13 protein-coding genes are annotated in these 15,893 nt (G+C 63.5%); 11 read left to right on the forward strand and 2 right to left on the reverse strand.

What is annotated here, in order from left to right:
* Positions 1–137: 137 nt before the first annotated feature.
* Together Q0949_RS07355 and purL are read left to right on the forward strand one after the other, a co-directional pair.
* On the forward strand, positions 138–539 hold the full coding sequence (locus Q0949_RS07355) for a hypothetical protein (protein ID WP_299370097.1): 402 nt from the start codon (positions 138–140) through the stop codon (positions 537–539).
* Between the two features lie 325 nt (positions 540–864).
* On the forward strand, positions 865–3,024 hold the full coding sequence (purL, locus tag Q0949_RS07360; protein ID WP_299370099.1) for a phosphoribosylformylglycinamidine synthase subunit PurL: 2,160 nt from the start codon (positions 865–867) through the stop codon (positions 3,022–3,024).
* 60 nt (positions 3,025–3,084) lie between these two features.
* On the opposite strand, the gene Q0949_RS07365 is transcribed toward purL, so the two are convergent.
* Positions 3,085–4,332, reverse strand: coding sequence for a VWA domain-containing protein (locus tag Q0949_RS07365; RefSeq protein WP_299370101.1), 1,248 nt, complete (start codon positions 4,330–4,332; stop codon positions 3,085–3,087).
* 57 nt (positions 4,333–4,389) lie between these two features.
* Positions 4,390–5,298, reverse strand: coding sequence for a MoxR family ATPase (locus Q0949_RS07370; RefSeq protein WP_299370103.1), 909 nt, complete (start codon positions 5,296–5,298; stop codon positions 4,390–4,392).
* A gap of 217 nt (positions 5,299–5,515) precedes the next feature.
* Between Q0949_RS07370 and Q0949_RS07375 the strand changes: the two genes are divergently transcribed.
* From Q0949_RS07375 to Q0949_RS07415, 9 genes are all read left to right on the forward strand, one after another.
* The gene (locus tag Q0949_RS07375; protein WP_299370105.1) at positions 5,516–6,544 is read left to right on the forward strand and encodes a glycosyltransferase family 2 protein; all 1,029 of its coding nucleotides are present in this window, start codon (positions 5,516–5,518) and stop codon (positions 6,542–6,544) included.
* The gene (locus Q0949_RS07380) at positions 6,541–7,167 is read left to right on the forward strand and encodes a sulfotransferase (RefSeq protein WP_299370107.1); all 627 of its coding nucleotides are present in this window, start codon (positions 6,541–6,543) and stop codon (positions 7,165–7,167) included. The genes Q0949_RS07375 and Q0949_RS07380 overlap by 4 nt, the downstream gene beginning before the upstream one ends.
* On the forward strand, positions 7,167–9,536 hold the full coding sequence (locus Q0949_RS07385; RefSeq protein WP_299370109.1) for a glycosyltransferase family 2 protein: 2,370 nt from the start codon (positions 7,167–7,169) through the stop codon (positions 9,534–9,536). The genes Q0949_RS07380 and Q0949_RS07385 overlap by 1 nt, the downstream gene beginning before the upstream one ends.
* A 1-nt stretch (position 9,537) precedes the next feature.
* A complete protein-coding gene (locus tag Q0949_RS07390) occupies positions 9,538–10,239 on the forward strand; it encodes an FkbM family methyltransferase (protein WP_299370111.1) in 702 nt (233 codons plus the stop codon).
* Positions 10,236–11,282 carry a glycosyltransferase family 2 protein gene (locus Q0949_RS07395; protein ID WP_299370113.1) on the forward strand — a complete coding sequence of 349 codons (1,047 nt, stop codon included), beginning with the start codon at positions 10,236–10,238 and terminating at the stop codon, positions 11,280–11,282. The genes Q0949_RS07390 and Q0949_RS07395 overlap by 4 nt, the downstream gene beginning before the upstream one ends.
* Before the next feature lie 104 nt (positions 11,283–11,386).
* Entirely contained in the window at positions 11,387–12,364 is a 978-nt protein-coding gene (locus tag Q0949_RS07400; protein ID WP_299370115.1) for a phosphoadenosine phosphosulfate reductase, read from the forward strand.
* A gap of 33 nt (positions 12,365–12,397) precedes the next feature.
* Positions 12,398–13,432 carry a dihydroorotase gene (gene pyrC, locus Q0949_RS07405; protein WP_299370116.1) on the forward strand — a complete coding sequence of 345 codons (1,035 nt, stop codon included), beginning with the start codon at positions 12,398–12,400 and terminating at the stop codon, positions 13,430–13,432.
* 30 nt (positions 13,433–13,462) lie between these two features.
* Complete coding sequence (locus Q0949_RS07410) at positions 13,463–14,137, forward strand: orotate phosphoribosyltransferase (protein WP_299140668.1); 675 nt, start codon at positions 13,463–13,465, stop codon at positions 14,135–14,137.
* Between the two features lie 248 nt (positions 14,138–14,385).
* Positions 14,386–15,885, forward strand: coding sequence for a replicative DNA helicase (locus Q0949_RS07415; protein ID WP_299370118.1), 1,500 nt, complete (start codon positions 14,386–14,388; stop codon positions 15,883–15,885).
* Positions 15,886–15,893 lie beyond the last annotated feature (8 nt).

Here is a 15,893-nt window from a genome sequence, read left to right on the forward strand (position 1 = left end):
GTAAACACTCAAGCCAACCAATTGGTTCCAAGCGATTTTTCACGTTTGTTTCATGATTTTTTTCGCAACCAAATCCGAATGCCCGCGTTGTGCCAACATCGGAAACGAAACGAAACGAAAAACCGAAAGGAAACGAAATGACTCTTCGTAAGAATGCACTGATCGCCTCGACCGCAATCGCACTGGCCGCCACACCGCTGCTGGCCAACACCGACTACAAGTTCGACGCATCGAACACACTGGCCGGCGAAGTCTACAGCGTCGATGTGATGGGCGACAAAGTGGGCGACCAGATCGTGACACGCGAAGGTGAACTGCTGGGTACCCTGGAAGATTTCAAAATCACCGAAGATGGCCGCGCCCACATGCAGGTGGACCTCGAAGCTGACCTGCTGTTTGAAGGCGACACAATGGACCTGACCATTGATCCCGCCAACGTGACCATTCTGGACGGCGCCGTGGCGCTGAACGCCAGCGAAGAAGAGCTGTTTGCCGCACGTGGTGCAGTGGGTGGTGCCGTGCAGGTCGACTACAAATAAGACCGTATTTCGGCAATTCTGCCGGACCTGACGAAAAGGTCACTCTGCATCCCGCAGGGTGGCCTTTTTTCTTGTTTGCCTGTCGGTCGGGTACGCCCTTGCACCCCTTCGGCGCTCAGCATGCGCGCAACTCCTTTCATTTGTATGGACCGGGCGCACGGTGGTCCAACTGTCTGAAAGGCCGTGCGGAATGGAAAGGCATTGATTTCCGGTATACACACCGAACACCCTGTCCCCGCGGGGACAGCGCGCGATTCATGTCGTTTCCCCACTTTCCCCCGCCCCGCCCTTGGCCTAAAACGCGCGGCAACCGACGGGGGACACCATGCCAGAACCAAAGATCACCGAGGACCTGATTGCCAGCCACGGGCTCAGCCCGGATGAATACGACCGCATCCTCGAGATCATCGGCCGCGAACCGACCTTCACCGAGCTGGGGATCTTCTCGGCCATGTGGAACGAGCACTGTTCCTACAAATCCTCCAAACTGCACCTGAAAAAGCTGCCCACCACCGGCCCGCAAGTGATCTGCGGCCCCGGTGAGAACGCAGGCGTCGTCGACATCGGCGACGGTCAGGCCGTGGTCTTCAAGATGGAAAGCCACAACCACCCCTCCTACATCGAACCCTACCAGGGGGCCGCCACCGGCATGGGCGGCATCCTGCGCGACGTCTTCACCATGGGCGCGCGCCCAATCGCGTCCATGAACGCGCTCAGCTTTGGCGAGCCCTCCCATCCCAAGACCCGCCAGCTCGTGCACGGCGTGGTCGAAGGCATCGGCGGCTACGGCAACGCCTTCGGTGTGCCCTGCGCGGGTGGCGAAGTCCGCTTTGACCCCGCTTATAACGGCAACTGCCTCGTGAACGCCTTTGCCGCTGGCCTCGCAGACGCGGACAAGATCTTCTACTCCGCCGCCTCCGGCATCGGCATGCCAGTTGTGTACCTCGGGGCCAAGACGGGCCGCGACGGTGTGGGCGGCGCCACCATGGCCTCCGCCGAGTTCGACGACACGATCGAAGAGAAACGCCCCACCGTGCAGGTCGGCGATCCCTTCACCGAAAAGCGGCTGATGGAGGCGACACTCGAGCTGATGCAGACCGGCGCCGTGATCTCGATCCAGGACATGGGGGCCGCGGGCCTCACCTGTTCGGCCGTGGAAATGGGCGACAAGGGCGGCCTCGGGGTCAAGCTGAACCTCAACGCCGTGCCCGTGCGCGAAGAGAACATGACCGCCTATGAAATGATGCTCTCCGAAAGCCAGGAACGCATGCTCATGGTGCTCAAGCCCGAGCTAGAGGCCGAAGCCAAGGCCGTGTTCGACAAATGGGACCTCGACTTTGCCATCGTCGGCGAAACCATCCCCGAGGACCGCTTCGTCATCGAACATGACGGCGTGATCAAGGCCGACCTGCCGCTGTCGAAACTCTCCTCCGAAGCGCCCGAATACGACCGCCCCTGGGTGCCGACCCCCGCCGCAGCACCGCTGGACGACGTGCCCGCCATCGACCCCATCGACGGGCTCAAGGCGCTGCTCTCCAGCCCCAATTACGCGGCCAAGACCTGGGTCTTCGAGCAATACGACACGATGGTCATGGCCGACACCGCCCGCACGCCCGGTTTGGGCGCGGGCATCATGCGCGTGCACGGCACCGAAAAATCCCTCGCCTTCACCTCCGACGTCACCCCCCGCTACGTCAAGGCAAACCCGGTAAAGGGTGGCAAACAGGCCGTCGCCGAAGCCTACCGCAACCTCACCGCCTCAGGTGCCACGCCGCTCGCCACCACCGACAACCTGAACTTCGGCAACCCGGAGAAACCCGAAATCATGGGCCAGTTCGTGGGCGCGCTCGACGGCATCGGACAGGCCTGCGCCGCTCTCGACATGCCCATCGTGTCAGGCAATGTCTCGCTTTACAACGAAACCGACGGCACCGGCATCCTGCCCACCCCAACCATCGGCGCCGTGGGCCTGATCGATCACCCGGACGACATCATCGGCTGCGACGTGCGCGACGGCCACGTGGCCCTGCTGGTGGGCGAATGCGGCGGGCATCTTGGCCAGTCGGCCCTGCTGGCCGAAGTCTTTGGCCGCGCCGATGGCGACGCCCCCCATGTCGACCTGGCGGCGGAAAAACGCAATGGCGACTTCATCCGCGCCAACCGCAGCCTGATCACCGCCTGCACCGACCTCAGCGACGGGGGCCTCGCCATGGCGGCGTTCGAACTGGCCGACGCCTCCGGTGTCGGCGTCTGGATCGACGCCAGCGAGATGGGCAGCTTCTTTGGAGAGGATCAGGCCCGCTACCTCGTGGCCTGCAACTTCGACAAGGCCGAAGCGCTGATGATCGCCGCAGGCCAGGCCGGAGTGCCGATCGTGTCCGTGGGCAAATTCTCCGGCGATACGGTCTGGATGGGCAACAGCTCCGCCCCCCTGGCCGAGCTCAGCGCCATCTACCACAGCACCTTCGCCGACACCTTTGCCTGAAACGGGTCGGTGGGCGGGCGCCTTTCGGACCGCAGGTCCGGAACAGTCCCGCCCGACGACCTAAAGCAGCGCCATCAAACGGGCTTTCTCACCCGCATCGTCGCGCCGGGAAATCACCGCTGCCAGCTCTTCCAGCGACGCGATGGAGTGACCTGCGCGAAAGCTGTCCACATGCGGCAGCATCGCCGCGATCCCGCGCGCCTTCGGGGCGAATTCGCCCCACCGCAACAAGGGGTTGATCCAGATCAGCCGCGACGATGACAGCTGCAAACGCTGCATCTGCCGCGCCAGCGCCCCCGGGTCGTCGCGGTCCAGACCGTCGGTGATCAGCAGCACCACCGCACCCTGCCCCAGCACCCGCCGCGACCAGTCGCGGTTGAACGCCTCCAGACAGGCGCCGATGCGCGTGCCCCCTTCCCAGTCCTGTGCCTCCTGCCCGGCTGCCCGCAGGGCGGCATCCACGTCGCGCTGATGCAAATGGCGCGAAATATTGGTCAACCGCGTGCCAAAGGTGAACGCATGCACCCGCGACCAGCCCGCGCCGCGCGCATTGGCCACCGCGTGCACATAGTGCAGCACCGCGCGGGAATACTGGCTCATCGACCCCGAGATATCGCAGAGCACGACGAGGTTCGGAAAGCGCACCCTGGGCGTCTTGCGCCGCAGATCGCCCAGATCGCCACCCTGCCGCAAAGCGGCGCGCAGGGTGCGGGCCGCATCGATGCCGCCGCGCGCTGCCGCCTTCGTGCGCCGCGTGGTCACCGGGTCCACTGGCAGCGCCATGCGCGCCAGCATCGCCTTGGCCTGGGCCATCTCCGCCGTGCTCATCTGTTCGAAGTCGAGGGTCTTGAACTGTTCCTCGTGGCTCATGGTCAGCGAGGCATCAATCTCGATCTCTGTGCCCTCGTCGCTGTCCTCGGGCAGGTCGATATCGCCGCCCGCCCCATCCAGCAGCGCCTCGGCCGCGCGTTTTTCCGCCGCCTGCGCGCCGCGATCCTCCTGCACGCCGCGCACCGCCGGCAGCATCGCGGCCATCATATGTTCCAGATAGCGCGGATCGCGCCAATAGAGGCGGAACACCTGAGCAAAAACCGCGCGATGTTCGGGTTTGGCTACGAAACAGGCGTGCAGCGTCCAGTAGAAGTCGCGCTTGTCCGTGAAACCCGCAGCAGAGACCGCAGCGATCGCATCGATGACCCGGCCCGTGCCGATGGGCAGGCCCGCGCGCCGCAGTGCCCGCGCGAAATGGGTGATGTTGCCCGCCAGTTTCGGGTCGTCCGGCAGATCGAGGGGCGCGTATTCAACCATGCCCGCGACCGGGGGCCAGCCCCCGGACCCCCGAGGTATTTGAGGCGAAAGGAAGCATCAGGCGGGTTCGAGCGATGCTTTGGCTTCGTCCAGCAGGCGTTTGGCCTCGGAGCCCTGGAGTTTCTGGATGTCGTCCTGGTATTTCAGCACCGCCCCCAGCGTGTCGGCGATGACCTCGGGCGACAGCGTCAGCACGTCGAGCGCCAGCAGGCATTTGGCCCAGTCGATGGTTTCGGCGACGCCGGGTTTCTTGAAGAGGTCCTCGGTGCGCAGGCGCTGGACAAAGGCCACCACTTCGCGGCTGAGGCTTTCAGCAGCCTCGGGCGCGCGGGCGGTGAGGATCTCCATCTCGCGGTCGAAGTCGGGGTAGTCGACCCAGTGGTAGAGGCAGCGGCGCTTGAGCGCGTCGTGGACCTCGCGGGTGCGGTTGGAGGTGAGGATCACGATGGGGGGTTCGGGCGCCTTGATCGTGCCCAGTTCGGGGATGGTGACCTGGAAGTCGGAGAGCGCTTCGAGCAGGAAGGCTTCGAACGGCTCGTCGGTGCGGTCCAGTTCGTCGATCAGCAGCACGGGCGCGCCACCCGCGTCCGGGCGCATGGCGTCGAGCAGCGGGCGTTCGATCAGGTAGTCGTCGGAAAAGAGTTCCGCCTGCAGCGCCTTGCGGTCGGCGGTGCCTGCGGCTTCGGCAGTGCGGATGGCCACCATCTGCGCGGCGAAGTTCCATTCGTAGACGGCGGAGGACGCATCGAGCCCTTCGTAGCATTGCAGGCGGATCAGGCGGCGGCCGAGGCCTGCGCTGATCGCCTTGGCGATCTCGGTCTTGCCGGTGCCGGCCTCCCCTTCGAGAAAGAGCGGGCGGCCCAGCGACAGGCTGAGGAAGGTGACGGTGCCGAGGCTGCGGTCACAGACATAGCCCTGTTCGGCCAGCATGGACTGGACGGCGTCGATGGAAGAGATGTCGGGCATGGGTGTTCCTTGCAGCTTTGCGCCCAAGGTGCACCGCTGATGCCTGCCGTCAAGGGGCGCGGCGTCGTTAACGTTGACGTGATTCGCCGCAAATGGCATGTTGTGCGCAACGCAGGCGGAGCTTGCGTTAACCACAGAACAAGAGGTTTGCGGCATTCAGGACCGTGAACCCATCGAGGCGGCGGGCAATGGACCCCATCAGAAAGGCGGAGAGCGCATGCGCGTGACGGCTGTGACTTGCGTCAAGAACGAAGGCCCGTTCCTGTTGGAATGGATCGCTTTCAACCGTTTGATCGGCGTGACGGACCACCTGTTTTATTCCAACGATTGCACCGACGGCACGGACCGGTTGCTGGATGCGCTGGCGGACCGGGGCCTGTGCCAGCATCTGCCGAACCCCGCAGAGGGGCGCAATTACCAGATGGAGGCGCTGAAGGACGCGCGCCGTCATGACATCATCACCCAGGCCGACTGGGTCTGGGTCGCGGATGTGGACGAGTTTCTGAACATCCATGTGGGCGATCACACGATCCCTGCGCTGATCGAGGCGTGTGGTGATCCGCAGGCGATTTCGGTGAATTTCCAGTTCTTTGCCAGCGGCGGTGTGGACGGGTTCGAGGACAGGCCGGTGATCGAGCAGTTCACCCGCAGCCACAACCCGGACCTGTGGTGTGGCGAGGCCGCGATCGAGGTCAAGTCCCTGGTGCGACATGATTTTCCCTTGCAGTATTTTGGCGCGCACCGCCCTTTTCAAAAGGGCAAGGCGCGGCCCGAGTGGACCGATGGGTCCGGCCGCAAGGTGCCGCACAAGTTTCTGGTGGCGGCCAATCCGCGCCGCATCCGGCGGTTCCCGGCGCAGGGGGCGCGGCAGATGGCGACGTTGAACCACTATGCGCTGCGCAGCCTCGATAGCTATCTGGTTAAAAACGACCGCGGCGATGTGAACCGCGAAAACCGCGCCTTTGACGACACCTATTGGCGCGAGCGCAATGACCCGGCCTGGGAAGACCTGTCGATCCAGCGGTACCTGCCGGGGTTGAAAAAGGCGCTGGCGGAGTTGAAGAAAGACAAGGAGATCAAGGCGCTGCATGACGAAGCGGTGACGCTGCACATTGCCAAGCGCGATGAGTTGCTGGCCCAGCCTGCTTATCAGGCGATGCAGGCGCAGTTGCGCGCCGCCTCGACCCTGCCACCGCAGGAAGAAGCGATGTTGATCGAGCTGGGGCTGATGGAGCCTGCGGCATGACACTCAAGGTCGTCAATCTGGGCCTGCCCAAGACCGGGACGACCACATTGGCGCGCGCGCTGCGCCGGGCCGGACACCATGTGGCTGACCACCGTATTCGCCCGCGCCAGACGCAGAATACGCAGTTGCACAACGCCTTTGTGGCGGACCTGCTTTATCGCGGGTATTTCGAAACGGGTGATCCGGGCGTGTATTTCCAGGACTTTGACGCGATTTCGGAGATGAGCGTGCTGCGCGAGGGGCGGTCACTGTGGCCGCAGATGGATTACGGGCTGATCATGGCCATTCGGGCACACAATCCGGGTGTAAAATTCCTCGCCTCGTCGCGCGATCCGTTTGCCATGTCGCAAAGCATGCTGGCCTGGTCCGATCTGGGCACCTCGCGCCTGCCGGGGTCGAACATTCCGGGCCTGCCCGAGGGATTCGGCGAGACCAGCATCGAACGGATGCAGTGGATCGAGGCGCATTATGCCCATCTGCGCGCCATCTTTCGCGATGACGATGATTATCTGGAATATGACGTGGCCGACCCGGCCGCGCGCGACCTGATCAGCGGGTTCCTCGGGACACCGATCAACTGGTGGGGCAAGACGAATGTGAACAAGTTGAACGAGGTTGCGTGATGAAAATCCACCTGCATATCGGACTGGAACAGGTGGGCGCGGATCGCCTGCAATCGGTGCTGGCCACCAAGCGGGATCAGCTGATCACCAAGGGGGTGCTCTATGCGCGCAGCCCCGGCAACAAGAACCATACGCGCCTTTATATGGCCGTCACGGACCCCGCGCATATCGATCCGCTGCGGTATAATCGCGGGTATATCACCGGCGACAAGCAAAAGGTGCTGCGCGATGCGCTGGCGGGTGATCTGGCCAAGGAAGTGGCGCAACATGAGCCCGATCACCTGATCCTGTCGGCCTCCCAACTTGGGGTCAGCCTGATTGCGCGGTCGGAGCTGGAGACGTTGAAGGCGCTGCTGACGCCGCTGTCTGACGACATTCGGATCATTGCGCATGTGGACGAGCCTGCGCGCTTGCTGACGCGGCACTACGGCGAACAGATCCTTGAGGGGCGCGGCGTGTCGCTGGCGCAGGAGATGGCGCTGGCGGGGACGGACACGTGGTGGGCCGATGCGCTGGCCGAGGCGCCCAAGGTGAACCCGCAGGCGGGTGTGTTTATTGAGAACCAGGGCGCGCCGTTCTGGCTGGATTATGCAGCGTTGGAACGTCACTGGAACGCGGTGTTTGGCGCGGGCGCTCTGACCTTCCGCGCCTATGACGCGGAGGCATTTGCCGCCGAGACGGTGACGGATGAGATTCGCGCGGCGTTCGAGATCGAGAGTGCGATTGGCAAAGCCACGGCGGTCGATGTGCCGGAGGCCCCGTCGGCGGCATGGCTGGCGCGCGGGCGGCAGTTGAACGATCTGATCCTGCGGGTCCTCAAGGCCGAAAAGCGGATATTGCCACGGCAGTTGTGGCGATCTTTTGTCAATGAAATCAAGGTGAACGGGGACGCAATTGATCCGGCATCCCTGTCGGCCATTTCCAAGACCTTTGCCACCCAGAACAAGGCGATTGCCAAGGCGCATGGCTTGCCTGCGGACCTGTTCAAGGCCCCGCGTGCCAAGAAGGCGTGGGAAGAGGCGGACCCGACACTGGGGTTCCGGGCGTCGCAATACCTGCTTGGATTCATGTGGCGCATCGACAAGGCCACGCAGGAGGAACGCAAGAGCAAGGCCGCCGATCTGGCGCGGCTGAACGGGACCGCCGCCCCTGCACCTGCCGCTGTTGCCACGCCGGATGATGGGCTGACCGACAGTGCGCGGGCGCTGATGCCGCCGCTTGCCGTGCAGAATTTCGAGAAACTGCGCACGTCCTCCTTTGCGCCGCACAACAAGCTGGGCGCGGTGAACGAGGAAGAGCTGGCCGCGGCCTATACGCCCCTGCCCCCGCGTGACCTGCCCAAGGGGTCGACCGGGAATGTGATTGTCGGCTGTATGAAGAACGAGGCACCATACATTGTCGAATGGGTCGCCTATCACCGCGCGATGGGCGTGGACAATTTCCTGATCTACACCAATGGCTGCGAGGACGGGACGAGCGAGATCCTCGACCGGCTGCAAGAGATGGGCGTGATCCAGCACCGCAACAACGACAACTGGAAGGGCAATTCGCCCCAGCAATACGCGCTGAACCAGTCGCTGAAGGAGCCGTTGATCAAGAAGGCCGACTGGATCATCCACATCGACGTGGACGAGTTCATGAATGTGCGCACGGGCAATGGGACGTTGCAGGATTTCTTTGACGCAGTGCCGGATGCGACCAATGTGGCGATGACCTGGCGGCTCTTTGGGCACAACGGGGTGACGGATCTGAAGGATGAGTTTGTCATCGATCAGTTCGACCATTGCGCGCCGAAATTCTGCCCCAAGCCGCACACGGTCTGGGGGTTCAAGACGATGTTCAAGAACATCGGCGCCTACGAAAAGATCAGCTGCCACCGGCCCAACAAGCTGGATCCGAAATTTGCCAAGAAAGTGCGCTGGGTGAATGGATCCGGCAAGGATATGACCAAGGAAGTGGCCGAGAACGGGTGGAGAAGTTCGAAAAAGTCAATCGGCTATGACCTGCTTCAGCTCAATCACTATGCGTTGCGGTCTGCCGAGAGCTTTTTGATCAAGCGGCAGCGGGGCCGCGCGCTGCACGTGGATCGGTCTATCGGGATCAACTATTGGATCCGCATGGACTGGTCCGATTTCCGCGACATCACGATCAAGCGCAACCTGCCCCGGATGCGCACGGAATACGAGACGCTGATGCAGGACGACACCCTGCGCGGCTGGCACGAGAAGGGTCTGGAATGGCACCGTGCCAAGGCGGATGAGCTTCACGCCAACCCGGAGTTCCAAGACCTGTATGACCAGGCGCTCAAGGTCAAACTGACCGAGACCGAGCGGGTGGCCTATGCCCTCGCCCTAGACATGGAGAGCTGACATGGACGGCAGCAATACCATCGACCCCACGGGCTTTATCAAGTCGCGGGGGCTCAAGTTCCCTAAGGACGGGACATATCTGACCGGCAAGGTGCGCGGGCTGTTGCGCGCGGGCGATTACGAACGGGACCTGACGGCGGCGGCGCTGAAGGCCACGCGCGAGGGTGACACGGTTCTGGATCTGGGATGCGGGTTGGGGTTCGTGTCCGGCATGATCGCGAAACGGCGCAATATCAAGGAGATACACGGGTTCGACGGCAATGCGACCCTGCTGACCTATGCGGAGGCGATGCTGGCCACCAACGGGATCGACAATGTGACGCTGACCCCCGGTGTGCTGGGCAAGCGCAAGTCGAGCGTGCCGTTTTACGTGCGCGCACCCTTTGCCGCGTCGTCGCTGACCCCGATTGAGGGGGAGGAGGCCGAAGAGGTCAAAGTGGAGATGCAGAACATCAAGACCGTGCTGAGTGCGGTCAAACCCACGGTGATCATCTGCGATATCGAGGGCGGCGAGGCGGAGTTGCTGGATGGCGTGACGCTGAAGGACGTGCGGCAGGTCGTGGTCAAGCTGCACCCCGGCCCCATTGGCCTTGCGGGTGTGCGCACGGTGTTCGACGCGATGAGCAAGGCAGGTCTCGCCTATGACCCGCGGCTGAGTGCGGGGCGCATTGTGGGGTTCGTGGCTGCGGCTGATCCTGCGTGAGCCATCTGGCCATCCTGTGTGTGCGCAACGAGGCGGCGTTCCTGTTGGAATGGCTGGCCCATCACCGTGCCATAGGGTTCGATCATTTCCTTGTCTTTTCAAACGATTGCGATGACGGCACCGATGCGATGCTGGACCATCTGGCGCAGCAAGGCTGGCTGACCCATGTGCGCAATGACGGCCCCTATGATCAGGGGGGCATCCAGTTTACCGCGTTGAAGCAGGCGGCCAAGATGGATGTGGTGCGCGACGCCGACTGGATTCTGCCGCTGGATGTCGATGAATTCGTGAACATCCATGCAGGCAACGGGACGCTGGGCGCGCTGCATGCCGCCCTGCCCGATGCGACGGCGATCACGCTGACCTGGCGGCTGTTTGGCAACAACGGACAGGTGCGGTTTCTGGACGAGCCTGTCACCGCGACCTTTGCCAGGGGCGCACCGGAGATCCTGCACTGGCCGTGGCGCGCGTCGATGTTCAAGACGCTTTATGCCAATGACGGGACCTATCGCAAACCCGGCGTGCACCGTCCGCGCAGCCCCGATCACGATCGGCTGGAACGCGCGCGTTGGTACGACAGCCATGGCCGCCCGCTGGATGACCAGTTCAAGACGCGGCGGATATTCTCGAGTTACGGGCGCCCGAACTATGGGCTGGCGCAGATCAATCACTATCCGCTGGGCGCGATGGAAAGCTATGTCCTGAAAGCGGACCGTGGGCGGGCAGTACATTCGGACGACCTGTTGGGCGTCGATTACTGGGTCGAGCGGAATTTCAGCACCGATGCGGATGACACGATCCGGCGCTATGACGCCGCGCGGGACGCGATCTGGGACGATCTGCGCGCGGATGCGGCCCTTGTGGCGCTGCACGATGCGGCGGTGGCGTGGCGGCGCGACCGGTTTGATGCGCTGATGGAGCAAGAGCCGTTCCGCGCCCTCTTTGGCCGTTTGTTGATGACGCCGCCCACCCGGCCGGTGCCCCCGAAGGCCGCAGAATTCATGATCCGCTATGCCAACAAAGCGCGCCAATCCGCACAGTGACCGCAGCGATCTCATAATCGCTCAAGTTTTCCCTAATTCTGCCGCATTGCCTGCCTAGGGTGCCCCAAACCCGCATTTTATCAGCGGGACAAGAGGATGATGCGATGCAGGACGCAACAGAAAACTTTGACGTCGATCTGGCCGATTTGCCAAAGGGTGAATGGCTGACGCGCTTGGCCAAGGCCACGGACAAGGCCGGGTTTTTCCAACCCTTGGGCCGCAAGCATTTCGCGGCACTGGTGCGCCGGAGCGATACGCTGCTGGTCACCTTCGAGACGATCCAGGGCATTCGTGCGCTGTCGGATGATGCCGAGCCTGTGGGCTGGCCGATGGTGCGCGCGCATGGGTGGTCGCATCTGTGCGTGGCGTCCGACGGCGATACGTGGTTTCGCGACCGGCATGTGATTGGCCTGTTCGACCGGATGATCGATGACGGGTTTTTCGACGATTTCGAGACGATCCTGTTTTACGGCGCAGGCCCCGGCGGCTATGCGGCGGCGGCGTTTTCGGTGGCGGCCCCCGGTGCGCGGGTGCTGGCGATCCAGCCGCAGGCGACGCTTGATCCACGCGTGACCGAGTGGGACGACCGTTTTGTCGAGATGCGCCGGACGGATTTCACTTCGCGCTATGGGTTTGCGCCCGACATGCTGGATGCGAGTGCGGCGGCCTATGTGGTGCATGATCCGGCAGAGCGGTTGGATGCGATGCATGCGGCGCTTTTTGCGCGGTCGGGCGTGTCGCATTTCCGGATGCGCAACATGGGTGCGGCCCTGCAAAGCGATCTGATGGACTTGGAGATGCTTGAGCCGTTGATGGAACAGGCGATGGCAGGCGCGTTGACCGACCTGAGCTTTGCCCAGGCGTACCGGGCGCGGCGGACCTATCCGCCCTATCTGCGCCGGGTCATGGCGGCGCTGGACGCCGCCGAGCGGACCGATCTGACCTATGCGCTGGCGCGCAACGTGACCAGCCGGATCAAGGCGCCCAGGTTCCAGCGGCGGATGGCCGAGATCGAGGCGCAGCGCAAGTTGGCGGCCGAAAACAGTGACGCGGCAGAGGCCGAAGACGTCACGGGGGATTGAGGCACCGGCCACGCCCGTGCTAACGCGCGGGCCATGACATCACTGACCCTTGCCCGCCCCGACGACTGGCACCTGCATCTGCGCGATGGCGCGATGATGGAGGGCGTCCTGCCCCATTCCGCCCGCGATTTCGCCCGTGCGATCATCATGCCCAATCTGGTGCCGCCCGTGGTGACGGGCGCGCAGGCCGCCGCCTATCGTGACCGGATACTGGCGGCCCTGCCCGCGGGGATGGCGTTTGATCCGCTGATGACGCTGTACCTGACCGAGGACACGGATGCGGACGATGTGGCCGCGGCCCATGCAAGTGGTCTGGTCAAGGCGGTGAAGCTCTACCCCGCCGGGGCCACGACCAATTCCGCCTCGGGTGTGGCGAATTTCGACAATGTGCGCGCTGTGCTGGAGCGGATGGCGGAGATTGGTCTGCCGCTTTGTGTGCATGGCGAGGTGACGGATGGCGATATCGACATCTTTGACCGCGAGGCCGTGTTCATCGACCGGGTGCTGGACCCGATCCGGCGCGCGACCCCCGGCCTGCGGGTGGTGATGGAGCATATCACGACCTCGGACGCCGTGGCTTACGCGCGTGCGCAGGATGGCAGCCTTGGGGCCACGATCACGGTGCAGCACCTGATGCTGGACCGCAATGACATGTTGGTGGGCGGGATACGGCCGCATTACTATTGCCTGCCAATCCTGAAACGCGGGTCGCACAAGACGGCGCTTTTGGACGCGGCGACATCAGGCGAGGCGCGGTTTTTCCTCGGCACCGACAGCGCGCCGCACGCGACGCACACCAAGGAGAACGCCTGTGGCTGTGCGGGGTGTTTCACAGCGCCTGTGGCGCTGTCCTGTCTGGCCGAGACCTTCGAGGCGGCGGGCGCGCTGGACCGGCTGGAGGCGTTTGTGTCGCTGAACGGCCCTGCGTTCTATGGCCTGCCCGTGAACACCGACACCATCACCCTGACCAAGGGTGACCCGATCACGCCCCCCGCATCCGTCGACACCGGTGCCGGACCCGTCACCGTCTTTGACGCTGGCCGTCCGCTGCACTGGCGCGTCGGCTGATCCTGTTTTCCTGACCAAAAAGGCACGCCCATGATCCCCACCAGCTATCCCACCGCCGAAGAGATGGCGCGCCTGACCGCGCGCATGTTGCTGGAGATCAAGGCAGTGCATTTCAATGCGGCCGATCCGTTCATCCTGTCCTCCGGCCTGCCCAGCCCGACCTATATCGACTGTCGCAAGCTGATCTCGTTCCCGCGCATCCGTGCGACGCTAATGGATTTCATGACCGTGACGGTGATGCGCAACGCGGGCTTCGAAGCGTTCGACAACATCGCGGGTGGCGAGACGGCGGGCATGCCCTTTGCCGCGCTGGTGGCGGAGCGGATGGGCCTGCCGATGACATACGTGCGCAAGAAACCCAAAGGATATGGCCGAAACGCCCGGATCGAAGGCGTGATGACCGAGGGCGAGCGTGTGCTGCTGGTTGAGGACCTGACCACCGATGGGGGGTCCAAGCTGTCCTTTGTGGATGCGATCCGCGAGACCGGGGCCAGTTGCGCGCATACGGCGGTGATTTTCTATTACGGCATTTTCCCGGAGACGGAAAAGACGCTGGGCGATCATGGGGTTGAGTTGCATTACCTGTGCACGTGGTGGGATGTTCTGGCCGAGGCGCGCGCCAGCGGGGCCTTTGACGAGGACACGTTGAGCGGGGTCGAGGCGTTTCTGAACGACCCGCGCAAATGGCAGGCCGACCGCGCCTGAGCCGTCGGAAAAAATCCCGCCGACGTCGCGTGACGCGTCCTGTGGACGGGATGTGGACAAGAGCGATTCTGTGCGCAAGGCCCAACCATATGTGGTAGAGTGGGCGCATCAAGCGTCGACATCTGCGGTGCGCCGTGGCATTCTGTGCCTTATCCAGAGGTTTGCCCACAGGCTTGTTGCACCTTTGCAGCGCGTGCGCGCTGTGGCATTGCGATGGCCAATGGGGATAAGAAAATCGGGGCCGGGCCATGAATGAAATTGCAGCGATCAATCCGACCGGCGTGGCCGTGCAGGATGCGGAGACGATGCCGCATTCGATCGAGGCGGAACAGCAGTTGCTGGGCGCGATTCTGACCAACAATGACGTTTATGACCGGGTCGCGGCGATCATCAATCCGGGCCATTTCTATGACCCGGTGCATGCGCGCATCTTTGAAATCTCTGCCGCGCGGATTGCCAAGAACAACCTGGCCAGCCCCGTGACGCTCAAGGCGTTCATGGAGGATGACGAGGGCCTCAAGGAGCTGGGCGGTCCGGCCTATCTGGCGCGTCTGGCCGGCGCGGCAATCAGTGCGTTTGCCGTGCGGGACTATGCGCAGATGATCTATGATCTGGCGGTGCGGCGCGATCTGATCCTGCTTGGGCGGGACATTTCGGCGCGCGCGGCCAAGGTCGATGTGGCGTCCGAGCCCAAGGAGCAGATCGTCGAGGCGGAACAGGCGCTGTACAAGCTGGCCGAACAGGGCAGCACCGAGGGCGGCTTCCAGTCCTTCCTCAAGGCGGTGACGGACGCGGTCAATGTGGCCAATGCCGCCTATCAGCGCGAGGGCGGCCTGGCGGGCATTTCCACCGGTCTCATTGACATGGACAAGAAGCTGGGGGGGCTGCATCCGTCTGACCTGTTGATCCTTGCGGGGCGTCCGTCGATGGGCAAGACGTCGCTGGCCACCAACATCGCCTTCAACATCGCCAAGGCCTATAAAAAGGGGATCAAGCCCGACGGGTCCGAAGGGGCCATCGAGGGTGGCGTCGTTGGTTTCTATTCGCTGGAGATGAGCGCGGAGCAGCTTGCGGCACGGATCCTGTCGGAGGCCTCGGAGGTGCCCAGCGAACAGATCCGCCGGGGCGACATGACCGAGGCCGAGTTCCGCCGGTTCGTGGATGCGGCCAAGCAGTTGGAGGCCTGTCCGCTGTTCATCGACGACACGCCCGCCATCCCGATTGCGCAGCTGGCCGCGCGGGCGCGGCGGTTGAAGCGGACGCATGGGTTGGACGTGCTGTTGGTCGATTACCTTCAGCTGGTGCGCGGCGGGGCCGAGAACCGGGTGCAGGAAATCGCGGAGATTTCGATGGGCCTGAAAGCCATCGCCAAGGAGCTGAACATTCCCGTCATCGCCCTGTCCCAGCTGTCGCGTCAGGTGGAAAACCGCGAGGACAAGCGGCCGCAACTGTCGGACCTGCGGGAATCGGGATCGATCGAGCAGGACGCGGACGTGGTCATGTTCGTGTTCCGCGAGGAGTATTACAAAGAGCGTGAGAAGCCCGGCGATCACGATCTGGAGGCCATGGCCAAGTGGCAGGAAGAGATGGAGCGCCTGCACGCCCGCGCCGAGGTCATCATCGGCAAGCAGCGTCACGGCCCCATCGGCACGGTCGATCTGTCCTTTGAGGGCCGGTTCACGCGGTTCGGCAACCTTGTGCAGCCCTGGCAGCAGGGTGCGGGTGGCGGCGGCGACGTCGGGTTCTAGGCGTCCAT

The sequence above is a fragment of the uncultured Tateyamaria sp. genome (genome assembly GCF_947487805.1).
Classification (GTDB): domain Bacteria; phylum Pseudomonadota; class Alphaproteobacteria; order Rhodobacterales; family Rhodobacteraceae; genus Tateyamaria.